19 protein-coding genes and 2 riboswitches are annotated in these 26,764 nt (G+C 64.7%); of the genes, 12 read left to right on the top strand and 7 right to left on the bottom strand.

What is annotated here, in order from left to right:
* Nucleotides 1-2,292, top strand: coding sequence for a fatty acid cis/trans isomerase (locus tag GV818_RS23230; RefSeq protein ID WP_161757798.1), 2,292 nt, complete (start codon nucleotides 1-3; stop codon nucleotides 2,290-2,292).
* Between the two features lie 143 nt (nucleotides 2,293-2,435).
* Nucleotides 2,436-3,020, top strand: coding sequence for a Fe-S biogenesis protein NfuA (gene nfuA, locus GV818_RS23225; protein WP_161757797.1), 585 nt, complete (start codon nucleotides 2,436-2,438; stop codon nucleotides 3,018-3,020).
* Between the two features lie 284 nt (nucleotides 3,021-3,304).
* Here nfuA and cobM read toward each other — a convergent pair whose 3' ends face one another.
* From cobM to GV818_RS23205, 4 genes are all read right to left on the bottom strand, one after another.
* A complete protein-coding gene (gene cobM, locus GV818_RS23220) occupies nucleotides 3,305-4,051 on the bottom strand; it encodes a precorrin-4 C(11)-methyltransferase (protein ID WP_161757796.1) in 747 nt (248 codons plus the stop codon).
* A gap of 82 nt (nucleotides 4,052-4,133) precedes the next feature.
* Entirely contained in the window at nucleotides 4,134-4,550 is a 417-nt protein-coding gene (locus tag GV818_RS23215) for a cobalamin biosynthesis protein (RefSeq protein WP_161757795.1), read from the bottom strand.
* Entirely contained in the window at nucleotides 4,547-5,248 is a 702-nt protein-coding gene (locus GV818_RS23210; protein ID WP_161777644.1) for a CbtA family protein, read from the bottom strand. The genes GV818_RS23215 and GV818_RS23210 overlap by 4 nt, the downstream gene beginning before the upstream one ends.
* An 11-nt stretch (nucleotides 5,249-5,259) precedes the next feature.
* The gene (locus GV818_RS23205; protein ID WP_161757793.1) at nucleotides 5,260-5,451 is read right to left on the bottom strand and encodes a CbtB domain-containing protein; all 192 of its coding nucleotides are present in this window, start codon (nucleotides 5,449-5,451) and stop codon (nucleotides 5,260-5,262) included.
* A gap of 97 nt (nucleotides 5,452-5,548) precedes the next feature.
* Nucleotides 5,549-5,771, bottom strand: a riboswitch (cobalamin riboswitch).
* 191 nt (nucleotides 5,772-5,962) lie between these two features.
* Nucleotides 5,963-6,187: riboswitch (cobalamin riboswitch) on the top strand.
* A gap of 97 nt (nucleotides 6,188-6,284) precedes the next feature.
* Between GV818_RS23205 and cobW the strand changes: the two genes are divergently transcribed.
* The 7 genes from cobW (at nucleotide 6,285) to GV818_RS23170 (ending at nucleotide 17,210) form a co-directional block, all read left to right on the top strand.
* Nucleotides 6,285-7,355 (top strand): cobalamin biosynthesis protein CobW, encoded by a 1,071-nt coding sequence (gene cobW, locus GV818_RS23200; RefSeq protein ID WP_161757792.1) that lies wholly within the window; start codon nucleotides 6,285-6,287, stop codon nucleotides 7,353-7,355.
* A 3-nt stretch (nucleotides 7,356-7,358) separates the two neighbouring features.
* Nucleotides 7,359-11,132: a cobaltochelatase subunit CobN gene (cobN, locus tag GV818_RS23195; protein ID WP_161777643.1), complete on the top strand. Its 3,774-nt coding sequence runs from the start codon at nucleotides 7,359-7,361 to the stop codon at nucleotides 11,130-11,132.
* Nucleotides 11,133-11,264: 132 nt separating this feature from the next.
* A complete protein-coding gene (locus tag GV818_RS23190) occupies nucleotides 11,265-12,272 on the top strand; it encodes an ATP-binding protein (protein ID WP_161777642.1) in 1,008 nt (335 codons plus the stop codon).
* Nucleotides 12,273-12,325: 53 nt separating this feature from the next.
* Nucleotides 12,326-12,934, top strand: coding sequence for a vWA domain-containing protein (locus GV818_RS23185; RefSeq protein ID WP_161777649.1), 609 nt, complete (start codon nucleotides 12,326-12,328; stop codon nucleotides 12,932-12,934).
* Nucleotides 12,935-13,115: 181 nt separating this feature from the next.
* On the top strand, nucleotides 13,116-14,762 hold the full coding sequence (locus GV818_RS23180) for a phospholipase D-like domain-containing protein (RefSeq protein ID WP_161757789.1): 1,647 nt from the start codon (nucleotides 13,116-13,118) through the stop codon (nucleotides 14,760-14,762).
* A 133-nt stretch (nucleotides 14,763-14,895) separates the two neighbouring features.
* Nucleotides 14,896-16,473, top strand: coding sequence for a tyrosinase family protein (locus tag GV818_RS23175; protein ID WP_161757788.1), 1,578 nt, complete (start codon nucleotides 14,896-14,898; stop codon nucleotides 16,471-16,473).
* A 5-nt stretch (nucleotides 16,474-16,478) separates the two neighbouring features.
* Nucleotides 16,479-17,210 (top strand): DUF2182 domain-containing protein, encoded by a 732-nt coding sequence (locus GV818_RS23170; protein ID WP_161777641.1) that lies wholly within the window; start codon nucleotides 16,479-16,481, stop codon nucleotides 17,208-17,210.
* Between the two features lie 71 nt (nucleotides 17,211-17,281).
* On the opposite strand, the gene GV818_RS23165 is transcribed toward GV818_RS23170, so the two are convergent.
* From GV818_RS23165 to GV818_RS23155, 3 genes are all read right to left on the bottom strand, one after another.
* The gene (locus GV818_RS23165; protein ID WP_256679516.1) at nucleotides 17,282-19,300 is read right to left on the bottom strand and encodes a hypothetical protein; all 2,019 of its coding nucleotides are present in this window, start codon (nucleotides 19,298-19,300) and stop codon (nucleotides 17,282-17,284) included.
* Between the two features lie 72 nt (nucleotides 19,301-19,372).
* Complete coding sequence (locus tag GV818_RS23160; protein ID WP_161777640.1) at nucleotides 19,373-21,106, bottom strand: thiamine pyrophosphate-binding protein; 1,734 nt, start codon at nucleotides 21,104-21,106, stop codon at nucleotides 19,373-19,375.
* Nucleotides 21,093-22,850, bottom strand: coding sequence for a flavin monoamine oxidase family protein (locus tag GV818_RS23155; protein WP_161777639.1), 1,758 nt, complete (start codon nucleotides 22,848-22,850; stop codon nucleotides 21,093-21,095). Before GV818_RS23155 ends, GV818_RS23160 begins: the two co-directional genes overlap by 14 nt.
* Before the next feature lie 274 nt (nucleotides 22,851-23,124).
* Here GV818_RS23155 and GV818_RS23150 point away from each other — a divergent pair, with 274 nt between their 5' ends.
* From GV818_RS23150 to GV818_RS23140, 3 genes are all read left to right on the top strand, one after another.
* Nucleotides 23,125-24,027, top strand: coding sequence for a LysR family transcriptional regulator (locus tag GV818_RS23150; protein WP_161777638.1), 903 nt, complete (start codon nucleotides 23,125-23,127; stop codon nucleotides 24,025-24,027).
* 158 nt (nucleotides 24,028-24,185) lie between these two features.
* Nucleotides 24,186-25,298: a tartrate dehydrogenase gene (locus GV818_RS23145; RefSeq protein ID WP_161777637.1), complete on the top strand. Its 1,113-nt coding sequence runs from the start codon at nucleotides 24,186-24,188 to the stop codon at nucleotides 25,296-25,298.
* 4 nt (nucleotides 25,299-25,302) lie between these two features.
* The gene (locus GV818_RS23140) at nucleotides 25,303-26,751 is read left to right on the top strand and encodes an aldehyde dehydrogenase family protein (RefSeq protein WP_161777636.1); all 1,449 of its coding nucleotides are present in this window, start codon (nucleotides 25,303-25,305) and stop codon (nucleotides 26,749-26,751) included.
* Nucleotides 26,752-26,764 lie beyond the last annotated feature (13 nt).

The following is a 26,764-nucleotide window of genomic DNA, read 5'->3' as shown; positions in this document are numbered from 1 at the left end:
ATGCCGTATCGTTTTGTCGTCAGCAGCGTGCTGCTGCTATTGAGTTCACTGTGCATGGCCCAAGGTCCGGCGCCGGCTATTTCCTACACCCGCGATATCCAGCCGATCTTCACCGAGAAATGCGTGGCCTGTCATGCCTGCTACGACTCCGCCTGTCAGCTCAACCTGGGCAGCGGCGAGGGTGCCGGTCGCGGCGCTTCGAAGATCCCGGTCTACGACGGCGAGCGCAGCAAAGCCCAGGCGCCGACCCGGTTGTTCTACGACGCCTTCGGCAAGGCTGCCTGGCAGCACAAGGACTTCTATTCGGTACTCGATGCCCAGGGTAGCCAGGCCGCGCTGATGGCGCGGATGCTCGAGTTGGGGCACCGCACGCCGCTGCAGCCCAACGCCAAGCTGCCGAGTGAGATCGCCCTGGGCCTGAGCCGGGAGAACATGTGCGCACAGCCGGCGGAATTCGATGGCTACGCCAGCGCCCATCCGAAAGAAGGCATGCCCCTGGCCGTGACCGGTCTTACCGACCAGCAGTACCAGACCCTGCAACGCTGGTTGGCCTCGGGTGCGCCGATCGACGAACAGGCCCTGGCCCCCAGTGCCCGGGAAAGCCTGCAAGTGGCCCAGTGGGAAAACCTGCTCAACGCTCCCGGTGCCCGGGAAAGCCTGGTGGCGCGCTGGCTCTTCGAGCATTTGTTCCTCGCCCATATCTATTTTGAAGGCGGCGAGCCGGGGCACTTCTTCCAGTGGGTGCGTTCGCGTACCCCCAGCGGCCAGCCGATTGACCTGATCAACACCCGGCGCCCCAACGATGACCCGGGCACCCAGGTGTATTACCGCCTGTGGCCGGTGCAAGGGGTGATCGTGCACAAGACCCACATCACCTATGCGCTGAGCGCGGCGAAGATGGCCCGGGTCAAGACCCTGTTCTACAGCGGCGACTGGCAGGTCAACGCCTTGCCGGGCTACGGGCCGGCGCGCCGGGCCAACCCGTTCGAGACGTTCGAGGCGATTCCGGCCAAGGCCCGCTACCAGTTCATGCTGGATAACGCCGAGTATTTCGTGCGCACCTTTATCCGTGGCCCGGTGTGCCGCGGGCAGATCGCTACCGATGTGATTCGTGACAACTTCTGGGCACTGTTCCAGGCGCCGGAGCACGACCTGTACATCACCGACCCGGCGTATCGCGGCCAGGCCACGCCGTTGCTGGCGATGCCCGGGCAAAACGATGATGTCGGCAGTGTGCTCAGCCTGTGGCTGTCCTATCGTGACAAGCGCAATGAGTACGAGGCCCTGCGCCGCGACTTCTATGCCGACTCTCCGGCACCCAGCTGGTCGTCCCTGTGGGCCGGCAACGACAACGCATTGCTGAGTATCTTCCGCCACTTCGACAGCGCCTCGGTGACCAAGGGCCTGATCGGCGAAGTGCCGCAGACGATGTGGCTGTTCGACTACCCGTTGCTGGAGCGCACCTACTATCAGTTGGCGGTGAACTTCGACGTGTTCGGCAACGTTTCCCACCAGGCCCAGACCCGTTTGTATTTCGACCTGATCCGCAACGGCGCGGAGCAGAACTTCCTGCGCCTGATGCCGGCCGGTACCCGCGAAGACTTCCTCGACGATTGGTACCAGAACAGCGGCAAGTTCAAGATGTGGCTGGATTACGAGTCCATCGACGACGACAAGCGCAGCGCCCTGAAACTCGACCTCAAGGACCCGAAGAGGGACTTTGCCAATCAGTTGCTGGCCCGCTATGGCGACCTCAACGCCAAGCCGGATCCGATCAACCGCTGTACCGGTGCCTACTGCTCGCGGCCCAATATCGACCCGGCGCTGCAGGATGCCGAACAGGCCCTGAGCCGCCTGACCTCGCGCCCGGCGGCGGGGCTCAAGGTCATCGAGCAGTTACCGGAAGCGACCGTGCTGCGGGTCCAGGCCGCGAGCGGCAAGCGCGAGTTCTACAGCATGCTGCGCAATCGCGCCCACAGTAACGTGGCCTTCCTGCTTGGCGAGTCACTGCGTTACCAGCCGGGCCTGGACACCCTGACCATCTTCCCGGGCATCCTCAGCAGCTACCCGAACTTCATGTTCAATGTGCCGGCCGAGCAAGTGCCGGATTTTGTCCAGGCCATGCAAGAGGCCAGGGATCCGGCGAGCTTCGAGAAAATCGTCGAGCGCTGGGGCATCCGTCGCAGTCATCCGCAGTTTTGGCAGTACTTCCACGACCAGACCCGCTACTTGCAGGAAACCGACCCGGTGGAAGCCGGGGTCATGGACATGAACCGTTACGAGAACCTTTGATATAGAGCCGTTATCCGTCCTCGGCCCGCGCCTCGGCAGGGCCCGGGGACGCTCTATACCAAGGTCTATCCCGACAAAAATACTAGGACTTTGTCAGCGGCGTCGATTGGCGTAAACTGCGCCCACGTCTGCGAGGAACCACCATGAGCGCCATAACCATTACCGACGCCGCCCACGATTATCTGGCTGATCTGCTATCCAAGCAGAACACCCCGGGGATTGGCATCCGCGTTTTTATCACCCAGCCAGGGACTCAGTACGCCGAGACCTGCATCGCCTATTGCAAGCCGGGCGAAGAAAAACCCGAAGACAAGGCCCTGGGTCTGAAAAGCTTCACCGCCTACATCGATGCCTTCAGTGAGGGTTTTCTCGATGACGCGGTGGTCGACTACGCCACCGACCGTATGGGCGGCCAGCTGACCATCAAGGCGCCCAACGCCAAAGTGCCGATGGTCAACGCCGACAGCCCGGTCAACGAGCGCATCAACTACTACCTGCAAACCGAGATCAACCCGGGGCTGGCCAGCCACGGCGGCCAGGTCAGCCTGATCGACGTCGTCGAGGACGGCATTGCCGTTCTGCAGTTCGGTGGCGGTTGCCAGGGCTGCGGCCAGGCGGATGTGACCTTGAAGGAAGGCATCGAGCGCACCCTGCTCGAGCGTATTCCCGAGCTCAAGGGCGTCCGCGACGTCACCGACCACACGCAGAAAGAAAACGCCTACTACTAAGGCGTTCGCTGCGAGATAAAAAACGGCGCCCCGTGAGCGCCGTTTTTTTATGCCTGCTGTGCCCAACAAATCGGCCTAGGAGCCGGCTTGCCGGCGAAAGGGCCCTTGAGCCTTGTGCTGCCGGTGAGAACGCGTTCGCTAGCAAGCCAGCTCCTGCAGGGCGTTACCGGGAAGGCATCCAACCCTGTAGGAGCCGGCTTGCCGGCGAAAGGGCCCCTGAGACGTACGCCAATATCGAGATCGCCTTCGCTGGCAAGCCAGCTCCTACGGGAGGTCAGGTGGGCTCAGGGGCGATAGAGGTGCGCATGCCCGGCGCGGTACAGGGAGGATTCGCTAAATGCATCGGTGGCCAAGACCCGGCCCACCAGAATCAGTGCCGTACGCCGGAAGCCCTTGGCGGCGACCCTCTCGACAATGTCCGCGAGGGTGCCCAGCACCCAATCCTGGTCGGGCCAGGTAGCGCGGTGCACCACCGCAATCGGGCAGTCGGCGCCGTAGTGGGGCAGCAGTTCGGCAACGATCTTCTGCAGATGGTTGACCCCAAGATGAATCGCCATGGTCGCTCCATGGGCTGCGAGGCTGGCGAATTCTTCGCCGGCGGGCATCGCGGTCTTGTCGGCATAGCGGGTGAGAATCACGCTCTGGGACACGTCCGGCAATGTCAGCTCGGCCCCCAGCAGTGCGGCGCAGGCGGCAGTGGCGGTGACCCCGGGAATGACTTCGAAGGGAATGTCCAGCTCCCGCAGGTAACGGATCTGCTCGCCGATGGCGCCGTACAGGCTTGGGTCGCCGGAGTGCACCCGGGCCACATCCTGGCCTTGGGCGTGAGCCTCCTTGATCGCTTCGATGATCTGTTCAAGGTGCAGTTCGGCGCTGTTGATCAGTCGCTGCGCACAGTGGCCTTCGAGTACCGCCTCGGGCACCAGGGAGCCGGCATAGATGATCACCGGGCAGCGATGGATCAGACGCTGGCCCTTGACGGTGATCAGTTCCGGATCGCCGGGACCGGCACCGATGAAATAGACAGTCATGGCTGTGTCCTGTGAAAAAAGGGCGGGAGCACGGCTTCAGATGAAGATTGCTCATGATCAAGGGCGGGGATTATCGGGGATTTTACTGGCAAGCGGCCAATGCCAGGGTGGCCTGGGCGTATTTTTGTCGGGGGATCAACAGTTTTGCCGTGCCTGGATGCAGTTGTTCGGCCAGGGCCAGGGCTGCGCTTTCGGCAACGCCGTAGCAGCCGGTACGCTCGAAGGCGATCTGCGAACGATGGCTCAGGCGCAGGGCATAAGGTGCCAGTTGCGTGCTGCTGAAGCAGGTCAGCGGCAGTTCCAACTGTGCGGCCAGTTCTAGCAGGCCGGGCTCGGCCTGTTTCAGGTCGATGCTGGCCAGGGCGAGGACTTGCTGCGAGTCGATGCGATGGGCCTGCAGTACCTGATCGAGCAGCGCGCGCAGCGTGGTCGCCGGGCAGCCTTTCTGGCAACCCAGGCCGACCACCAGCAGGGTCGGCGCTGCGCGCATCTCGATCATGCCGAGTATTGATCCTTGTTCTTGCGCCGGAACAACCAGGCGCTGATCAGGCCCAGGGCCAGCCAGAATGCGGCGTTGGTCAATTGCGAGGCGATCTTGAACTGCGCCTCCAGGGCTTCTGGCGCGAGCATCGAGTGCACTTCAGGCTGGGGCGCACCAATCACGTGAGGCACGGCGATGATGGCCGCGCCCAACAGCTTCAGCAGCCAGTTCTGGGCAAACACGATCAGCGCGATACCGGCGGCGGTGGACGCGGCAGTGCCGACCCACCAGACCTGGCGCTGCACCAGATCGGCGGCGGCAGTCCCTGGCAACTCCGGTGGCAGGCCCAGGGTTGGCGCCAGGCAGAAGGTCGCGTAGCCGGCCAGGCCCCAGAGCAGCCCCTGGGATGTGCGGTTGGGCGCACGCAGGGTGTAGAGGCCGGCGAGCATCAGGGCGAAGCCGACGGCTACCACCAGGTTGCCACCGGTGGTGGACAGCACGCGCTGCCAGCCATCTTCCGGCTCCCAGGCTTGGGCATCGTGGGTGTGGCCGGCCATGGCGCCCTCGGCGTGTTCATGGACTTCGGCGGCTGGGGCCTTCTCAAAGGTTTCCGCCTGCAGGATCAACGGGGCGACCCAGAAGCTTTGCAGCAGGGTCAGCAGCAGGGCGGCCAGGAGCCCGGTGAAACCTGCGGTTTGCGCAATACGCTTGATCATTTCGGCGGGTCTCAGTGGCAAGGGAAAGCGGCGCTGTGACGGGTATCGTGAGCGGCGTTGTGCACCGCTTCGATATGCGAGAAACCGGCGAAATACACCAGGCAGGCACCGAGAATCGAGGCCCCGATGGCGGCCACCAGGCGCTGGCTCAGAGTGGCGGTGCTGCTGGCGGAATGGCTGCTGGTGCTGCTGATGATCGACATGGCGCTTCCCTTTGGAGTGTCAGCGGGGGAGTTGCGCAGCAAAACCCCGCGTGACAGCCACGCAGGGTTTGCAACAGCGCCCGCCCACCGCGGGTTTGTTATTTGTGTGTCGCGGGCCGGTCTCCGGGCTGGCGAGGGGCAGGGCCTGGGCCTTGCCTGCAAGTGTCGCCTTCCCATGCCCAGGGCACAGTGGATCTGACACTTCGCTCGCTTACCGTTGCGGGGGCAGCACCGGACTGGTCACGACTTTGGAGTAAAGCACGTGATTCACCGGTTTCCCGTTTCACCCTGTAAAGGGCACCCGTAACAAGTTGTGTAGGAGATCATGGGCGGGGGAGCGTCGTCAATTGCCAGTCTTTCTCAGTTGTGCCGCGGGTGCAGACACTGGCTGGCCAGCCAAAGGCGCCGGGAGATTGTCGACGCCAGCCAGTCGGCTCCTGCCATGCCCCGGCCCACAAGGGCCGCGGGTATTTGCCTGTGCATTGTCGATTGACCGCCCCCCGCGCTCTGCGTAGCCTTGCGCGTTCGAGGTTCTTCGGCCAGCGGTCGAAGCTAAGAAGGGAACGCGGTCGATGCCGCGGCTGCCCCCGCAACTGTGAAGGGTTTGATTGCTGCAAGGCCACTGCATGGGCGTTCTGGACGCTTGCGGGAAGGCGCAGCAAGCGTCGGTCGCCAGTCCAAGGACAGGCACCGGCAGACCCTCAGCCAGGAGACCTGCCTCGACCCAAGATTCTCACTACAACCGGGCGGGGTGATCCGGTGGCGAATTCTCCGCGCGCCCGATGCTGCGGTCCTCGTCCCGTATGCCCGCCACCTTTGCCAAGGGGCATCCGATGAAAACACTGGCCAAACTTCCCGTCACCATCGTCACCGGCTTCCTTGGTTCGGGTAAGACCACCTTGCTGCGGCACATGCTGGACAACGCCCAGGGTCGGCGCATCGCGGTGATCGTCAACGAGTTCGGCGAGCTGGGCATCGACGGCGAGATCCTCAAGCAGTGCGCCATCGGTTGCACCGAGGAAGAGGCCAGCGGCCGAGTCTACGAACTGGCCAACGGTTGCCTGTGCTGCACCGTGCAGGAAGAATTCTTCCCGGTCATGCGTGAACTGGTGGCGCGCCGTGGCGATCTGGACCACATCCTCATCGAAACCTCCGGCCTGGCCCTGCCCAAGCCCCTGGTACAAGCCTTCCAGTGGCCGGAAATCCGCAGTGCCTGCACCGTGGACGCGGTGATCACCGTGGTCGACAGCCCGGCCGTGGCCGCTGGCACCTTCGCCGCCTTCCCTGATCAAGTGGATGCCCAACGCAAGCTGGACCCGAACCTGGACCACGAGTCGCCACTGCACGAGCTGTTCGCCGACCAACTGTCCAGCGCCGACCTGGTGATCCTCAACAAGACCGACCTGATCAACCCTGAAGACCTGGCCCGGGTGCGCCTGGAAGTCGCTGAAGAGCTGCCGCCGGCGGTCAAGGTCATCGAAGCCAGCAGCGGCCGCCTGCCACTGGATGTGTTGCTGGGCCTGGGTGTTGGCTCCGAGGAGCACATCGACAGCCGCCACAGCCACCACGATCACCACCATGATGGCGACGACGATCATGACGACCACGATCACGATGCCTTCGACTCGATCTCCATCGAGCTGCCCCAGGCCGACGAAAGCCTGCTGCTGGATGCTCTGACCCAGCTGGTGGTCAAGCACGGCATCCTCCGGGTCAAAGGTTTTGCCGCGATCCCCAACAAGCCGATGCGCTTGCTGATCCAGGGTGTGGGCACGCGTTTCGACAAGCACTTCGATCGCAAGTGGGGTGCCGACGAAGCCCGGACCACGCGCCTGGTGCTGATCGGCCAGGAACTGGATGCCGTCCAGCTGGAAGCGCAACTGCGCGCTGCCCTTAGCGTCTAAGCCATGCACCTGCTCAGGACCCAGCCCGGCGGATTCGTCTCGGATGACAACATTGCCGACCTTGGCCAAACCCCCGCCGAGCTGGTGATCCTCTGCAGTGGCGATTCCAGTCTGGCGCTGCTGGCGGATGCCGCCGAGCAGCTGCCCGAGGATTTCCCCAGTTTCCGCCTGGCCAACCCGATGCAGGTGCAGAACCACGCCTCGGTGGACCTGTATGTCGAGCAGGTGCTGCAGCACGCCAAGATCATCCTGATTTCCCTGCATGGCGGCATCGCCTACTGGCGCTACGGCGTCGAGCGGTTGGTGGCGCTGTCCCAGCGCGGGGTGCAACTGATCCTGGTGCCGGGAGACGACCGCCCGGACCCGGAACTCAGCGACCTGAGCACAGTGCCGGCCATTGAACGTGACCGCCTCTGGCATTACCTGCGCCAGGGCGGGCGCGACAATGCCTTGAATTTCTACCGTTGCCTGGCCAGCGGCCTGCCGGGGCGCGACTACTCCTGGAGCGAGCCGCAAACCCTGCCACGCACGGCGATCTACCACCCGCACAAGAGCCACGCCACCCTGGACGACTGGCAAGCCGATTGGCAGCCCGGACACGCGGTGGCGGCGGTGCTGTTCTACCGCTCGCACCTGCAAGCGGCCAACACCGGCTTCATCGACCTGTTCTGCCAGCGCTTGCAGGCGGCGGGACTCAACCCTTTGCCGCTGGCCGTGGCCAGCCTCAAGGAAGCGGGCTGCCTGAGCCAGGTCGAGGCGTGGCTGGATCAAGCCGCTGCCGGGGTGATCCTCAACACCACCGGCTTTGCCCAGTCCAGCCCCGAAGCCCCGCACTTGCGGCCGTTCCGGCGCAATATCCCGGTGATCCAGGCCATCTGCGCTCAGGATAACGAGCCGGGCTGGCGTGACAGCGAGCAGGGCCTGGGCCCGCGGGACCTGGCCATGCACATCGCCTTGCCGGAACTGGACGGACGGATCATCAGCCGGCCCATCAGCTTCAAGGACCTGGCCTGGCGCAGCGAGCGCAGTCAGTCGGATGTGGTCTGCTATCGGGGCCAGCCCGAGCGCATGGATTTCGTCGCCCAACTAGCCCGTCGCTGGGTTGAGCTGGGGCGCCTGGACAATGGGCAAAAGCGCATCGCCCTGATCTTGGCCAACTACCCGACCCGGGACGGGCGGATCGGCAATGGCGTCGGCCTGGATACTCCAGCGGCCGCGCTGAATATCCTCAAGGCCCTGCACGCCGAGGGTTACCCGCTGCCGGACGAGCTGCCCGGCAGCGGCACCGAGCTGATTCAGCAATTGCTCGGTGGCGTCAGCAACGACCTGGACAGCCTCGATCAGCGCCCGTGCCAGCAAAGCCTGGCACTGGACGCCTATCAGGCAATGTTCCAGGCGCTGCCCGAGGCCAACCGGCAGGCGGTGCTGGAGCGCTGGGGCGCGCCGCAGCAGGACCCGATGTTCCGCAACGGACGGATGATGATCGCCGGGCTGCGTTTTGGCCTGACCTTCGTCGGCATCCAGCCGGCCCGGGGCTACCAGGTGGACCCCAGCGCGGTCTACCACGATCCGGACCTGGTGCCGCCCCACGCTTACCTGGCGTTCTACTTCTGGCTGCGCCAGACCTACGGCGCCCACGGGCTGATCCACGTTGGCAAGCACGGCAATCTGGAGTGGCTGCCGGGCAAGGGCGTCGGCCTTTCGCAAACCTGCTGGCCGGATGCGCTGCTGGGCCCGCTGCCGAATGTCTACCCGTTCATCGTCAACGATCCGGGGGAGGGCGCCCAGGCCAAGCGCCGGACCCAGGCGGTGATCATCGACCACTTGATGCCGCCGTTGACCCGGGCCGAAACCTACGGCCCGTTGCGCAACCTGGAGCTGTTGGCGGACGAATACTACGAAGCCCAGCTGCTTGATCCGCGGCGTGCCCGGGAGCTGCAGCGGGACATCCTGCAACTGGTGCGCGAGACCCATATCGACCGCGAGTTGCAGCTCGACGAGCAACTCGACAGCGACGCCGACGCAGCCATCTGGCTGCCGCGCCTGGACACCTACCTGTGCGACCTCAAGGAATCGCAGATCCGCGATGGCCTGCATGTGTTCGGCGAATCCCCCACTGAGCGCTTGCGCATCGACACCTTGCTGGCCTTGCTGCGGATTCCCCGGGGCGATGGCAAGGGCCAGCATGCAAGCCTGTTGCGGGCCCTGGCCAAGGCTTTCGAGCTGGGCTTCGACCCCCTGGACTGTGCTCTCGCCGAACCCTGGACCGGACGCCGTCCGCTGCCGTTGCAAGCGCTCAGCGATGCCCTGTGGCGCACTGCCGGCGACGTGCGTGAACGCCTGGAACTGTACGCCGCGCAGTTGATCGAGACGGCGCTCCAGGGCCCGGTAGTGCAACTGGACGAACCTGGCTGGGAGCCGGTGCAAATCATCATCGACGCGTTGCGCGAAGTCGTGGCGCCGCGCCTGGACGCCTGCGGCCCGGCGGAGATGCGCGGTCTGCTGGACGCCCTGAGCGGGCGTTTCGTCCCCGCCGGCCCCAGCGGCGCACCGAGCCGTGGGCGCCTGGACGTGCTGCCCACCGGGCGCAACTTCTACTCGGTGGATGTGCGCAACCTGCCCACCACCACCGCCTGGCGCATCGGCTTCCAGTCGGCCAGCCTGATTCTCGAGCGCCACCTGCAGGACCACGGCGATCACCTGTTGCAGCTGGGCCTGTCGGTCTGGGGCACTGCCACCATGCGCACGGGCGGCGACGACATCGCCCAGGCCATGGCGCTGATGGGCGTGCGCCCGGTCTGGGCCACCGGCAGCCAGCGCGTGGATGATTTCGAGATTCTGCCCCTGAGCCTGCTGGACCGGCCCCGGGTCGACGTGACCCTGCGGGTCTCCGGATTCTTTCGCGACGCCTTCGCCAACCTGATCCGCCTGTTCGATGCGGCAGTGCAGGCAGTCGCGGCCCTGGACGAACCCGAGGAACTCAACCCTCTGGCCGCTCGGGTCCGCGCCGAGCGTGAAACCCTGATCGCCTCCGGTCTGGACCCAGAAGCCGCGGGCCGTCAGGCCGGCTGGCGAATCTTCGGCGCCAAGCCCGGTGCCTATGGCGCCGGGGTCCAGGGCGCGATTGACGGCCGCCTGTGGCAGAGCCGTGAAGACCTGGCCGAGGTCTACCTCAACTGGGGCGGCTACGCCTATGGCGGCAGCGACGAAGGCACCGCCGCCCGCGAGCAGTTCGCCACGCGCCTGAGCCAGGTGCAGGCGGTGCTGCAGAACCAGGACAACCGCGAACACGACCTGCTGGACTCCAACGACTACTACCAATTCCAGGGCGGCATGCTGGCGGCGGTGGAAAGCCTCAGCGGCGCCAAGGCCGCCAGCTACCATGGCGATCACAGCCAGCCTGACCTGCCGAAGATTCGCAGCCTCAAGGAAGAGTTGAACCGGGTGATCCGTTCCCGGGCGGCCAATCCGAAGTGGATCGAAGGGGTCAAGCGCCACGGCTACAAGGGCGCCTTCGAAATGGCCGCGACCCTGGACAACCTGTTCGCCTTCGACGCCACCACCGAGCTGATCGATGATCACCAGTACGCCTTGCTGGCGGATGCTTATCTGCTGGACGACTCGACCCGCGAGTTCGTCCGCCAGCATAATCCCCACGCCTTGCGGGACATGACCGAGCGTTTGCTGGAGGCTCAGCAGCGCGGCTTGTGGCAAGAGCCTGGCGACTACCGCGAGGCCCTGGAAAACCTGTTGCTGGATATTGAAGAAGATTCCTGAGGCGGCGAGTGCTGCGCACTCGATCGCGAGCAAGCTCGCTCCTACAGGGCCTGCATTGCTGTTGTAGGAGCGAGCTTGCTCGCGAAAACGTCCTCCCGGACACCCCCGACCCGACCCAAGCGAGACCCCGACATGAGCGACACCCCACATTTCCCGCTGTCCGCCGTGGTCGGCGCCGATGCCTTGAAACTGGCCCTGTGCCTGACGGCCATCGATCCGAAGATCGGCGGCGTGCTGATCGAAGGCCCGCGTGGCATGGCCAAATCGACCCTGGCCCGGGGCCTGGCGGACTTGCTGGCCAGCGGGCAGTTTGTCACCTTGCCCCTGGGCGCCACGGAAGAGCGCCTGGTCGGCACCCTGGATCTGGATGCCGCCCTGGGCGAGGGCCGGGCGCAGTTCTCCCCGGGGGTACTGGCCAAAGCCGACGGCGGCGTGCTCTACGTCGATGAGGTCAACCTGCTGCCGGATCACTTGGTGGACCTGCTGCTGGACGTGGCCGCCAGCGGCACCAACCTGATTGAGCGCGACGGCATTTCCCACCGCCACTCGGCGAAATTCGTACTGATCGGCACCATGAACCCGGAAGAGGGCGAACTGCGTCCGCAGCTGCTGGACCGCTTCGGCCTCAACGTCGCCCTCAGTGGTCAGACGGCCCCTGTGGAACGTGGGCAGATCATCCGCCGGCGCCTGGATTTCGACAGCGACCCTGAAGGGTTCTGCGCTCAGTGGGCCGACGCCCAGGCTGCGCTGCGTGAGCGTTGCCAGCAGGCACGTGGCGCCCTGGTACATATCCCGCTGGACGATCAGAGCCTGGCCCTGATCACCGAGCGCTGCTTCGCCGCCGGAGTCGACGGTCTGCGTGCCGACCTGGTTTGGTTGCGAGCCGCCCGAGCCCATGCCGCCTGGCGTGGGGCAGTGGCCATTGCCGAGGAAGATATCGAGGCGGTGGCCGAATTCGCCTTGCGCCATCGCCGTCGCGAGACGCCGCCCAGCGCCCCATCGTCGGGGCAGAGCCCGCAGGCGCCAGCCTCGTCGAACGCCAACCCGGGAGAAGGCCAGGGCCAGTGGGGCGAGATGCCGGCCCAGGCCCTGCCCATCGGTGCCCGCCGTGAAGTGCCCAGCTGGCCAAAAAAGCCTTAGGCATTCGCCCCCGAGCAGCCGCGGGGGTGGATGCCAAGCCCCGGGCGGGGCAGCTGGATCACGGTAGACAAGGCAAAAGCCGTGCAGCACGCCAAGGCCGGATCAACTGGCCAGGTACCTTGCTCAATGGCCGGCCACGGCAGCGCGAAGACTTGCTGTTTCACCTGCGCAGTCGCGCCCCTCATGAGCTGTGGCTGGTGATCGTCGACGCCTCGGCCTCGACCCGCCGGCACAGCGCCCTGAGCGACGCCAAGGGTCTGCTGGCGCAACTGTTCGATGATGCATACCGCCAGCGTGCGCGTCTGGCCCTGCTCACCGCCAGTGGTCGCGCGCCGCACTGGCAAGTGCAAGGCCTGAAGGCTTCCAAGGACCTGCGGCACTGGCTCGACGGCCTTGGTGCCGGCGGTGGCACGCCGCTGCCACAGGCCCTGAATGAGGCGGCGCAGTGGCTGGAACAGCGCCAACGACGCCTGCCGGCCGAGCAGCAGCGGGTGTTGCTGATCACCGATGGCCGCTTGAAAACCCTGCCAGCCCTGGCGGCGCTGAGCGCTCCGACCTTGTTGATCGATATCGAGCGCGGGCCGATCCGCCTGGGCCGCGCCCGGGAACTGGCGACTCTCCTCAACGCCGCCTACCAGCACCTCGACGTCCATACGCCCTGACTACCTCCCCGACACACCGCACATCCCCCGTAGGAGCTGGCTTGCCAGCGAAAGCGTCCGGCCTGGCGGTGCAAGTCTCAAGGGGCTCTTCGCCGGCAAGCCGGCTCCTACAGGGATTTGCCTTGGCATGCCGGGGCGGGAAGCGACTACGCTTTGCGCTGTCTTTCACAGGAGTGACTTCATGCGCGTACTGGTGCGTAACGACAAGGACGATTTCCGGGTCAAGGCCTATGCCGGGACCAACGGCGTACTGCTGGCCATGGACCTGGATGCCAGCCGGCGCCAGGGCCTGCTGGGGTTTGCCATCGAGAAGCAGGTCGACAGCAAGCCCTGGTTGTTTCTGTTCAACAGCCTGACCTTCCCTGGCAAGGCCCACACCTTTCCCCAGTACAACGCCACCCCCAGCGATCTGGCGCCGTTGCAGAAGTTTCGCTGGGCCGACTACGCGGTTGACCCCGGCACCACCCTCAACTATCGGGTGCACCTGGTCTATGGCAGCAGCGATGCGCCGCAACTGACCGAGTCGTTGCAACTGAGCATCACCACCGACAACGGACTGCCGGTTGGGCAGCACGTGATCTTCAATCGCGCGGTGGCCGCCAGCCAGGCGTTCTCGCGCAAGTTTCCCGAGCTGGACGCGTTGCTCAGTGCCAACAAGGACCTGCCTATCGAGTCCTGGCCGGAGGCGCCCCGGCAGTGGCTGGAAAACGGCTTGTTGGAGCAACTGCTGGGGTTTATCCAGCGCGCCACGGACGCCAGTTGGAGCCTGGACATTGCCATCTACGAGTACCAGCTGCAGGCGATCATCGATGCGGTCAACGCCGCCTTCGATCGCGGCGTCCAGGTGCGGGTGCTGTACCATGCCGCCCCCGGGGACGCGGACACCACCCTCAACCAGGCCAGCCTGCAGCACCTGCCCGAGGCCAATAAACGCGGGCGGGTGACCCATGCGATCTTCCATGACAAGTTCATCGTCCTCAGCCGCCTCGATGCCAGCGGCCAACGCCAGCCTGCGGCGGTGCTGTGCGGCAGCACCAACTTCACCGCCAATGGGGTCTACCGCCAGGCCAACGTCGTCCACAGCCTCGACAATCCCGCGCTTGCCGCGCGCTACCTGCAGGTGTTCGAGCAGGTCTGGGCCAACCCGACGGATGTGGGCAGCACCCGCCAATGGCTGACCCAAAACAACCCCATGCAGCCGGATGTCGCATTGTTCGCCGGGTTCTCCCCGCGCAGCGGCCAGGGCGATCTCAGCGAATTTGTCGAGATCATCAACGGTGCCCGTCGCGACCTGCTGTTCGTCACTGCCTTTGCCTTGCCCGACAGCATTCTCAATGCCTTGCTCGGCCAGCCTCATGACGATGTGTTGCGCTATGGCCTGCAAAACACCGCCAGCCGCATCACCGGTTTCCACGCCGACCGCACGGCCGAGTTTGCCGCCACCGCCTTGCTCAACAACGGCCTGGAAGGCTGGCTCAAGGAGGGGCTCAAGGGCCAGAAGGGCAACCTGTTGGTGCACACCAAGGCCATCGTCACCGATTTCACCAGCGAGGCTCCGGTGATCATCAGCGGCAGCCACAACCTCAGCGTCGGCGCCAGCCAGAGCAATGACGAGAATTTCCTGATCATTCGTGGCGATATTGATCTGGCGGACCGCTACGGCCTGGAACTGCTGCGTTTCTACGAGCACTACCGGTTCCGCTATTTCGCCAAGCAACTGGCCTTGAAGCAGGTGCAGCCGCTGGCGGTGGACGACAGTTGGAGCAACGATTACTACCTTGAGGGGGATCTACGCCAATTGTCGCGCCTGCGCTTTTCCGGGCGCTGAATGGTGCTGCTGAAAGTCTTGCCGCCGGTCCGCTTTTATTGGGGCGCAACAGGCAGATTGATATCACCTGATCTAGCGTTGCCAGCGGAGGAAATGCTTCCTCCGTAACGCGGTTTTATCAGGGAGATAGGCCATGGTTCATGTTCGGCGTGATGTCTGGAAGTTAACCGGCGATTGGGACGACACCTTGCTGTGGTACGCCAAGGCAGTCGGGGTGTTGCAGCAACGACCGATTACCGATCCCACCAGTTGGCGATTTCTCGCGGCGATCCACGGTTTCAACGAGCAGATGTGGAGAGATGCCGGTTACCTGAAGAAAGGCGAAAAGCTGCCCAGTTATGTCGAGCGCAAGCTGTATTGGAAGCAGTGCCAACATTCCAACTGGTTCTTTGTGCCCTGGCATCGCGGCTACGTTGTCTCCTTCGAGAAAATTGTCCGGGACGCGATCGTCAAGCTGGGTGGCCCGCAGGATTGGGCACTGCCTTACTGGAACTACAACGAGGGGCCGCAATCCTTGCAGTTGCCAGCCTGTTTTGCTGCCAGGACCTTGCCCCAGGGAGGAGGCCCCAACCCACTCTATGTCGAGCGTCGCTATGGTCCCGATGGCGACGGCAAGGTCGTGCTGGTTGCCGACCTGATCCAGCTCGGGTGCCTGGAGGACGCGGTGTTCGAAGGCGGTTACATGGGCAACCCGCCGGGATTTGGAGGCACCCCCAGCACATTTTCAGGGCATAAGAGTGGCATTCGCGGTGGCCTGGAGGCGCGTCCGCACAATATCGTCCATACCGAGGTGGGCGGCGAGGATCAGGTCACTCCTGTGCCTCCCGGTACAGAACCGGCCCAGGGCCTGATGAGTTTTCCGGAGACGGCGGCCCTGGATCCGATCTTCTGGTTGCACCATGCCAATATCGATCGCCTGTGGCAGGTCTGGCTGGACAGCAGCGCAGATCACCAGAACCCAGATGTAGCCGATTGGTATAACGGCCCGACCGGTTTGAACAGGGACTTTGTCGTACCCACCGTCAGCGGTCATCCGTGGAAATTCAAGGTGGCGCAAATGCTCGATACCCTGGCGCCCCAACTCGACTATCGCTATGACACCAGCGCTGCGCAGCAACCTGTCGTGCATCCGCTGTTGCGGCGCCTGACGCGCTTGGGGCTGGCGGCGGATCAAGTGCGGCAGTTCTCCAGCCAGGGGTTACTGATGAGCAATGACCAGAACAGTGAGTTGATCGGTGCCAACCACGCGCCCCTCGATCTCGTTGGCAATTCGGTACAGACCAGCGTGGTACTGGACAAGAGCAGCTCACAGAAGGTTTTCAACAGCTTGAAGTCGAACCTGCTTGTCGCCAACCTGACGCCGCCGGACCGGGTGTTCCTCAATCTGGAAAACATCCGCGGTAAACGTGATTCGATCGTGCTGCAGGTCTACATCAATTTGCCGCCAGGTGCCGATCCGGCCCTGCATCCGGAACTGCGTGCAGGCGTGCTGTCGTTGTTCGGCCTGTGCCAGGCCAGCCGCGCGGATGATGATCACGGTGGTCACGGCATCACCGAAGTGTTCGAAATCACCGACATCATCGATACCTTGCACTTGAACGGAATCACCTCTGCGGATCAGCTGAATATCCGTTTCATCTCCAAGACGCCGGTTCGCCCAGAGGATCAGGTGACGGTGTCACGGGTCAGCATCACTCGGTTGGGAGGCTGAAAGTCATGGGCACCTACCTGCAGCTGCTGGGGCGCGGTCTGGTCCCCTGGTTGCTGCTGGCCAGCCTGAGCGGCTGGGGGTGGTTGCTGGGGTCGAGCGCGATGCTCTCGATCCCGGCGTTCTGCGGCAGCTTGCCATTGGCCGGGTACGCTCTGGGATGGCAAGGGATCGAGCAGGCGCTGCTGTTCAATCCACCGGGGCAACTGTTGTTGGCTTGGCTCCTGATGCTGTTGGCGATGACTCCGCTGTTGCTGGTGCGGCCACTGGTGTACATCTGCCAGCGCAGCCTGCGGCGCCGGCGCTGGCAGGCAGTGCTGTTGTTTGTATTGGGCTTTGTCGCAGTCTGGACCTTGGTCGGGCTGTTGCTGATGAGCCTGGTGGTGGGCGCACAGGTCTGGCTCGGTCTGTCGGCCACTCAGAGCGTGACCGGTGCGGTGATCTTGAGCCTGTTGTGGCAGGCCTCGCCGGTCAAGCAGCACTGCCTTAACCAGTGTCATCGTCAACCGCGGATCTCGGCTTTTGGCATGGACTTCATTGGTGACTGCCTGGGCTTTGGGGTATCCACCGGAGGTTGGTGCGTGGGTTCTTGCTGGCCCCTGATGCTGTTGCCGATGCTGGCGCAGCAGGGGCATGTGGTGCTGATGCTGCTGTGCATGGTGTGGATGCTGTACGAACGCCTGCTACAGGCGCGACCAGTACGCTGGTACTGGCCGCTGGCAGTGCGCTGGCGTTCCTGAGCGTCGCTGCTGATCCTGTGCGGCGCCCGGTCCAGGGCTTCTTGCGGGCCGAGCGCCGCCTGGGACCGCCGCTACAGCTTCGGCACCGGGCTCACCGTGGCGTTGCGCCAGGCGGTTTGCAACTGCTCGTCCAGCAGCGCCGGCACGCTTTTGTCGGGCTGGCTTTTCAGGCTCAGCTTCAGTCCATTGAGGGAGCGGCCGCTCAGGCGGTTACCGGCCAGGTCCTCACGGAATACCTGTTCGGCCTCGGCATAGCGCTTTTGCGCCAGCAACGCATAACCCAGGGATTCGTGCAGGGTGTAGTACCAGTCCGGCGGTTCGTTGTAGGCGAGGGCGTCCTGCACTTCTACGGCCTTGCGCCAGGCGGCGATCTGTTGTTGGCCGGAGTCGCCATCCAGGGCCTGCAGGTCGCCGTTGAGGCCGTCCTGCTGGTTGTTGAAGACCTCGTTGCCCAGGCGCTTGAGTGCCGCCAGGTCCAGTGGGCCGGCAGTGCTGGACTGGGCTCGGTTGATCAGGGTCAGGTTGGCGATGCGCAGCAGTTGCAGCGCCGGGTTGTTGCCGTATTGCAGGGCCTGTTCGCCTGTCAGCGGGGCTGCGGCGGCGGTTTGCCAGAACCCTTTGAGAGCGTCGCGCGCGCGGTCCTGGGTCAGCTGCTTGGCGCTCAGTTGCCGATAGGCCTGGGCATAGGCCTTCATCAGCCGGGTGTAGGGCGCTTTCAGCTCGGTCCAGTTGTCCGGGGTGTTCTGGTTGGCGTCCTTGCAGGTCTGGTTGATGTTCGCCAGGCCGGCGTCGATCTTCGGCTCAATCCGCGCCAGGGCGTCCCAATCCTCGAAGCGCACGGCGAAGTAGTAGGGCACCGCGTAGAAGTAGTCGCTCTTGGTCCTGATCTCCGCGGGGTATCGCTGGCAGAGGAAGGGCACCGTCGAGTATTGCGTGGTGTTCTCCACCAGCTCCTCGGCCATGTTCAGGGCTTCGTTCTGGCGCCCCTCGATGGACAGGGTCCAGGTCAGGAAGTGGATGTTGTGCCCCAGGTAGTGCAGGGCGTAGGGGCTTTGTGGTTGGACCTGGTGGGTGTAGGCACGGTCCACCGAGACCGCGGTGTAGTTGGCGGTGCTGGCGAGTGCGTTGTTGCCGGTGCGCTGGTAGATGTGCGATGCCATGTGCACCAGGTGGCCGATGGCCGGGTTCTGATCGCGGAAACGATCGGCCATGGGCAGGCCGCTGTCGGGGAACGGCGACTCTTCGATGGCGTGGATATAGAAGTGATTGGCCCCGGTGTGCTGATTGTCCTGGACCAGCACCCGGTTCAGCACTTGCAGCGCCTCGTAGGCGGCCGAGGTCGGCTGCACCTGATCGGAAATCGCCTCGGTGCCTTCCCACCACTTCCAGGGGCTGAGGCTGAGCAGGGCGTCGGCATACAGGGTGGCGGCATCGAGGTCGTCGAAGTAGTTTTCCGCCAGGGCCTTCATCGCGGCGGCGTAGCGCTTGTTGCCGGCGTCGTCGAGGCGGACTGTGCCGTCCTGTTTGCTGTAGAGGGCGAGGAAGGCCTTGGCGTAGTCCACTTCACGCTGCAGTTGCCGCTGGCTGAAGGCTGCCTGGGCAGCCGGGGCCTGGAGGCGAGCATTGGCGTGTTCCAGGGCCATCAGTGCTGAACGGTAGGCCAGTTGGTTGCAGCCGGTGGTGGCGATGCTGTTGATGTTCGAGTTGGCCGACAGGGCGATGCCCCAGTAGGGCATTGTCGAGCCTTCGTCGAAACGGCTGGCCTGGTAGAAGGCGCGGATCGCCGCGGAGAAGTTGAAGCCGTATTGCAGGGCCATGCCCTGGCTATAGAAGGCCTGGACCTGGTCCGGCTGCTCGAGGCTGACCAGCGGGTAACGGGTGCCGCCAAGGCCCGAGAGCAGTTGGTCGGCCTCGGTGTCCTGAGGGCTGACGCATTGCTGCAGCACTTGCAGGTAGGGCGTGTCCGCCGGTAATGGGGTGAAACTGATGACGTGTTCGTCAGCACCATGGCCCATGCTGTGGGCCTGGGCACCGCAGGTGGCGAGCAACAGGCCGACGGCCAGGGTGTTGCGCAGGAAGGGAACGTCCATGATTCGTTGCTCCTTGGGGAACATGGGCAGTGCTGCAGGAGTCGGCCAGCCGGCTCCTGCAAAGGGCGTGGTTCAGTCGTTGGCGTGGCTGTGGCGAGCGACGAACAGCGGGCCGTCCGGCTGGGCCAGGCGCTTGATTTGCGGCGCCAGGTCCTGGTGCGGGATCACCACCTGGATCAACGCCGGGCGATCCTTGATCAGCAGCAACTGCGGCAGCAGCTGTTCCAGTCCGGAGCGGGTCGAGACCTTGAAGCCTTCGGCGCCGAAGCCTTTGGCCAGGGCCAGGTAGTCCCAGGTGGGCAGCAGGTCGAAGGGTGCGAACTGGCCGCCCGGCTCGAAGGCATTGATGTCGACGAAGGCCTGCTCGATGGCGTAGGCCTCGTTGCTCATGACAAACACCAGGGCATTGATGCGATTGCGTGCCAGGGTCGACAGCGACTGGCAGATCATCATGAAGCCGCCGTCGCCGGCCACCACGATCGGCCGGCGGCCGCTGCCCATGGCCACTCCCAGGGCGCAGCCGGTTTCGTGGCCCAGGGAGCCCCAGATGGCATCGGCGACAAAGCTGTCCCGGGGCAGGCCATTGAGGTTGCTGGCGGCATACAACGCCGAGCTTTCACCCAGGATCAGGCTGCTGTCGGCCCACAGGTTCTGCTGGCAAGCGAAGCGCTCGAGGATCTCCAGGAACAGTTCATAACCCAGCGGGTCGTCAGCACTGCCCTGTTTCAGCAGCGCAGGCCGGGCGGCGGGTTCCCGGGTGTGGTTGCGCAGGGGGAATTCGCTGTCCAGGCCCATGGCCCCCAACAGCCTTTGCAGGTATTGCGGCAGTGGCACATGGGGGTAGTACTGCAGGCCGGTGCGAGCCACTTGAGTGTTGACCAGGATGATCCGGCTGAAGTCCTTGGCCAGCAGTTGCAGGTAGTCGTCGGTGAAGATCACCCCCAGGGCGAGGATGCAGTCCACATCCTTCATGAAGGCCTGGGTCCACGGGCGCGAGGCGGTGCCGGCGTAGGTGCCGATGAACTGCGGGTGACTTTCGTCGACCACGGTCTTGGCTTCCAGGCTGGTGGTGAAGGGCAGGCCGCTGGCCTCGATCAGGCGCATGACCTGCTCTTGCAGGCCGAAGCGGGCGACCTCGATGCCGAGCATGATCAGCGGCGAGCGGGCGCTGCCCAGGCGCAGCAGGCTGGCCTCGATGGCCGCGCGCATCGAATCCTCGTCACAGCGTGCGGCCAGTGCTTGCAGTTCGCCCTGGGGTGGCAGGCAAGGTTCGCCCCAGACGTTCTGCCAGGCTTCCAGGTAGATCGGCCGACGCTCGCTGATGGCCTTGACCAGGGCCGCATCGATCAGCACCGGAGCGCACTGGCTGTCATCGAGGATCAGGCTGGCCACGGTCACCGGCTCGAAGACCTTGCGGCCCACGTCCAGGTCGCCGGTGGAGTGGTGGAACAGCACGTCCTGGGACCAGATCAATTGCCGGTTTTGCGCCGAGGGGCTGGCACTGATCAGCACCACCGGATTGCGCTCGACATAAGAGCCGGCAATGGCGTTCAGGCCACTGAAGGTGCCGACGCTGTATTGCAGCGATACCGCGCCGATCCCGGCATAGCGGGCGTAGCCGTCGGCAGCATAGGCCGCGGCCATTTCGTTGACCTCGCCCACCGCGTCGATGCCGTCGAAGTCGTCCAGGGCTGCCATGAAGTGCGAGACGTAGTCGCCCGGTACCTGGAACACCTTGGTCAGGCCCAGTTGCTGCAGGCGGGTCAGCAGGTAGTCGGCGACGCTGAAGGCATTACTGCTGGCCATGATCGATCCCCTCGTAGGCGAACGCGGTGACCTTGCCCAGGGTCTGTGCGCAGTCCTGGCACGGCAGCGGCTCGGCGCCGGGCAGGGCGCAGCCATTCGGGGTCGGCACGGGCAGCAGGGCATAGCTTTTCGGCAGCCAGTCAGGGCGCGTCAGGCCGAAAAAGTCTTGCAGGGTCGACTCGGCCACGGTCAACGCGCCCTCCACCCAGCCCTGGCCCATGGAGTAAGCCTCGCCGACGATGTGGATCTGCTGGTCCGGCACCGGATGGCGCATGCGGCAAAGGATCTGGTCGATCCGGTAATTGGCTTTCCATTCGTGCCAGCCGCCGCCATATGGGTCGGCGTCCCAGGCGTGGTAGACCGCCGAATAGGGCCGTGGCAGTTCCACCTGGTCGTGCACCTGGGTGACCTGCATCTGCGCCACCCGGACCATCTCGTCGCTGACCTGGAACTCGGTCTTCGGCACCACCTGTGCAGCCTGCAGGCGTCCGTTGAGGCTGGCCGGCAGATGGCCGACAAAGGGGGCGCCGTCCTCCAGGCCTTTCCAGAAGGGCACGGTGCCGATGTCGTTGTAGGAGGCCATCAGCAACGAGTTGAGGGTCGGCTCGCCGCCGGCTTGCTCGCACTCGGTGCCCATGTAGTAGACCTGCCGCACCGGCAGGTCGGTGACCGAGCGCCCGGCCACCAGCCCGAGGCTGCGCCACCAGGGTTGTTCATAGGCGAGGAACAGCTTGAAGGCCGATTGCATCAGCACTGAACCGAGGTTCTCCTTGAGCCAGGGGTCGTCGAACAGTGGCGCGTCGATCAGTTCCAGGGCGCGGCGCGGCATGGCCAGGATGATCTTCCTGGCCTTGATCACTTGGCTGCCCTCGGCGTCCCGGGTGCTGCCGTGCTGGGTGTGCGTGCTTTGGAAATGCAGGCGATAGGGAAAGTCTGGGTCCTTGGCGTAGGCGATCTTCACCAGGCGCTGGTTCTTCTGCACCCGCTGGTTGCCGGGCAAGATCCCCGGCAACTTGCGGAACTTCGCCTCCAGGGTCAGTGGCAGGCTCTGGAAACCCTGGGTCAGGGTCAGGAACGAGGTGTCGTCGCTGTATTCGGTAGCGGGTAGCTGGGTGACTGCGCTGGCGTTGGCGACGTTGGCGTCGTAGCCGCCCGCGTCTTTCATGAACTGGTAACCCTCGTTGCTCATGACCCGGTACAGCAAGTCCCAGAAGCCGTATTTCCAGATCTCCTTGCCGAACACCTTGACCTGCATCTGCTGGCACAGGCTGAGCTGGTCGAAGCCTGGGTACACATAGTTCATCACCTTGACCTGCAGGTCCTCGGGGCCGAAGCCGCGCTCGGACCAGGCCAGGTCATAAGGGATCTTGTGCGGTGCTTCCTTGAAGTCGCGATAGCGAAAGCGCTTGCCCCGCAGGTAGAACAGGTTGTTCTGCGAGCCGATCGGCGGCGGCGCGCCCATGGGGAATGGCTGGCTGGGCAGGCGCAGTTGCTTGACCAGGTTATCCACCAGTACATGGCCCTTGGGGCCGGGGATATAGCGCATGCCACCGACTTCAGCGACCACATTGGGCAGGCCCGGCAGGTTGATACTGAACAGCCGGCCACCGATGCGGTCGCTGTATTCAAACAAGCCGATGCGCAGTTTTTCACCTTGTTCATGTTGCAGGCGCCAGGCGCTGTAGGTGCCGGACGCCCCCCCACCGACCACCGCGACATCGAGTTCGAGTTCTTGAGCTTTCATGCTGAATTCCCTTTCGGTTGAAGGCGGACACAGGCGTCCTGCCGCGACCTAGTATTGTCGAGTTCTGGCGAAATTCCAGTTTGCCATCATTGGCGGTTTGGTCCCGTGTAGGCGGGGCTTTCGTGAGGATTGTCGGACAATGTAGCGAGGCCGATACAGCGATGCCGGCAGGCGCCCCGGGCAGCTTTTCCAGGAGCCTGGCGGCACTGCCGTCAGGTTGGACAGGGGCCGCTCAACTGGGTAGTTTCCACGGACCGCGCACAAGGACCCTGCCATGGCCCCGGACCTGACTTCCATCGAGCTGTTTCTAAAGGCCCTGACCCTGGGCAACCTGTCCCGGGCGGCCGAGCAGTCGCACCTGTCGCTGTCCGCCGCGAGCCGGCGCCTGTCGCTGCTGGAGCAGCATTTCAAGGTGGCGCTGCTGCTGCGTACCTCCACCGGGGTGCTGCCGACGGCGGCGGGGCAGGCCCTGGCCGAGCATGCCCGTTTGATCCTGCGGGCGGTGGATGTGATGCACGCCGACCTGGCCGACTTCGCCAAGGGCGCCACCGGCCGGGTCAGCCTGTATGCCAACAGCTCGGCCATGAGCCAGGAGTTGCCCCGGCAACTGACCCAGTGGAGCGAGCTGCACCCGGGTATCCGCATCGACATCCGCGAGGAGCGCAGCCGCGAGATCCTCCTGGCGGTGCGTGACGGCGTGGCGGATGTGGGCATCGTCACCACCCAGCCTCAGGGCCAGGACCTGCATTTCATTCCTTATTGCCGTGACCGGCTGTGCCTGATCGTGCCCCAGGACCATCCGTTCAAGATGAGCCATGCGCGCTTCCAGGACCTGTTGGGCTACGACTTCGTCGGCCTGGAAGACAACGCCGCGATCACCCCGCTGATCAGCGAGGCGGCCGCGGCGGTGAGCATGCCCCTGCGCCTGCGGGTGCAGGTGCGCAGCTTCGAGGCAGTGTGCCGGCTGATCGCCGCCGGGCAGGGCGTCGGGGTGCTGCCCCAGGGCGCGGTGCAGATCTTTCGCAAGGAGATGGCCTTGCGATTTATCGAAATCGACGACGCCTGGGCCGACCGCCAGATGTACCTCTGCCGGCGCCAGGAACAACCCTCCCTGGCCAGCCGTGCGCTGTTCGACTACCTGGCCAGCGGTGGAAAGAATCCGCTGGCGGCGCCCTAGGCACCGCTTCTGGCCGAGGCATGCCCCAGCGCCTTCGAATTTTGCGAAGGCGGTTTCCATAATGAGCAATTCACTCTGGCGCTTCCCTGTGGCCAGAATGGGCTCGCCCGTACGCTTGACCTGCCTCCATAACAACACGTCAGACCAGGAGAGACGGCTTGTCCAAGATCAATCCCGCTGTAAAACCTCCCCATCGCATCGCGGTGATCGCCGGTGACGGCATCGGCCGCGAAGTGGTTCCCGAAGGCTTGCGTGTGCTGGAAGCCGTCAGCCGGCGCTTCGGCATCCCGTTGCAGTTCGATCATTTCAACTGGTGCAGTGAGCACTACCAGGCCCACGGCAGCATGATGCCCGCCGACTGGGCCGAGCAGATCGGCGACCATGAGGCGATCTTCTTCGGCGCCGTGGGCGCGCCGGACATCGTGCCCGACCATGTGGCGGTCTGGGATTCGCTGCTGAAGATCCGCCGCCAGTTCGACCAGTACGTGAATATCCGCCCGGTGCGCCTGATGCCCGGGGTGCCGTGCCCGCTGGCCGGGCGGGTGCCCGGCGACATCGATTTCATCGTGGTGCGGGAAAACACCGAGGGCGAGTATTCCAGCGTTGGCGGGCGGATGTGGGAGGGCACCCCACGGGAAATCGCCTTGCAGGAGTCGGTGTTCTCCCGCCACGGTGTCGACCGGGTGGTGAAGTACGCCTTCGAACTGGCGAGCCGCCGGCCCCGGCGCAACCTGGTGGCGGCCACCAAGTCCAACGGCATTGCTATCACCATGCCGTTCTGGGACGAGCGGATCGAAGCGCTGGCCAAGGCCTATCCCCAGGTCGACATCCGCAAGTTCCACATCGACATTCTCTGTGCGCACTTCGTCCAGCACCCGGACTGGTTCGATGTGGTGGTGGCCTCCAACCTGTTCGGCGACATCCTCTCCGACCTCGGCCCGGCCTGCACCGGCACCATCGGCATCGCGCCCTCGGCCAACCTCAACCCCGAGCGCCTGTACCCCTCGCTGTTCGAGCCGGTGCACGGCTCGGCGCCGGACATCGCCGGCCTCGGCGTGGCCAACCCGATCGGCCAGATCTGGTCGGCGGCCCTGATGATCGAGCACCTGGGGCAGGGCGATGAGCTTTACCAACGGGCTGCGGCAGCGATTGTCGAGAGCATCGAGACGGTGCTCGCCGAAGGTCCGCGCACCCGGGAAATGGGCGGCAGCGCCAGCACCGTGGAAGTCGGGCGGGCCATCGCTGAGTGTCTGGCTGGAAACAGGAGCTGATGAAATGACCCTCGAACACTACATCGACAACCAATGGCAAGCCTCGTCCTGGGCCGAAGACATTCCAGTGCAGGACCCCAGCACCGGCATCAGTTATGCGCGCATCGCCCGGGGTACCGCCGCGGACATCGATCTGGCAGTGCAGGCTGCACAATGCGCCCTGGGAGACAATTTCGACGGGCCCTGGGGCAGCCTCTCGGCCCTGGAACGCGGGCGCCTGCTGGCGCGCCTGGGCAATGCGGTGCTGGAAAACCACGAAGAGCTGGCACAGATCGAGGCCCGGGATACCGGCAAGGCACTCAAGGTGGCCCGCGCCGATGCCACCGCCCTGGCGCGTTATTTCGAGTACTACGCCGGGGCCGCCGACAAGCTCCACGGCGAGACCTTGCCCTATCAGGCCGGCTACACCGTGCTCACGGTACGTGAACCGCATGGCGTGACCGGGCACATCATTCCCTGGAACTATCCGATGCAGATCTTCGGTCGCAGCGTCGGCGCCGCCCTGGCGGCAGGCAACGCCTGCGTGGTCAAGCCCGCCGAGGATGCCAGCCTGTCGCTGCTGCGGCTGGCGGAACTGGCGGCCCAGGTCGGGTTCCCGGCGGGCACCCTGAATGTGGTCAGCGGCTACGGTCACGAGGCCGGCGCGGCGCTGTGCGCCCATCCTGGCATTGCGCATATTTCCTTCACCGGCTCCACCGGCACCGGCGCCCGGGTGGCCAAGGCGGCTGCCGAACGGCATTGTCCGCTGACCCTGGAACTGGGGGGCAAGTCGCCGCAGATCGTCTTTGCCGACGCCGATGTCGAACGCGCGCTGCCGGTGCTGATCAACGCCATCGTGCAGAACGGCGGGCAAACCTGTTCCGCCGGCAGCCGCCTGCTGGTGCAGCGCAGCCTCTATGAACCGCTGCTGGAACGTCTGGCCCAGTGCTTTAGCCAACTGCGCGCCGGGCCCTCGGAGTTGGACCTGGACATGGGCCCGCTGATCAACCAGAAGCAGCTGCGCCAGGTGCGTGAATTCGTTCGCGAAGCCGAAGCCGCCGGCATCCCGGTGGCGGCCCGCGGGGTGGTGGTGCCCGAGGCCGGCAGCGGCGGCTACTTCCAGGAAGCGGTGCTGTTTCGCGATGTGCCGCCAGACAGCCGCCTGGCCCGCGAGGAAGTGTTCGGCCCGGTGCTGGCAGTGATGCCCTTCGAGGATGAGGCCGAGGCCATTCGCCTGGCCAACGACAGCGCCTTCGGCCTGGTGGCGGGGGTCTGGACCCGGGACGGCGCGCGTCAGTTGCGCATGGCCCACAAGCTGCGCTGCGGCCAGGTGTTCATCAACAACTACGGCGCCGGAGGCGGTGTTGAATTGCCCTTCGGCGGGGTCAAGGCCAGCGGCTATGGCCGGGAGAAGGGCTTCGAAGCGCTGCTGGGTTTCACCACCTTGAAGACCATCGCCATTCGTCACGACTGAAGGCTGCCCGCGG

Origin of the sequence: Pseudomonas sp. Fl4BN1 (genome assembly GCF_009908285.1) — a bacterium.
Lineage (GTDB): Bacteria > Pseudomonadota > Gammaproteobacteria > Pseudomonadales > Pseudomonadaceae > Aquipseudomonas.
Note: the sequence above shows the minus strand (reverse complement) of the source record. Positions and strands in the feature narration are given on the sequence as shown.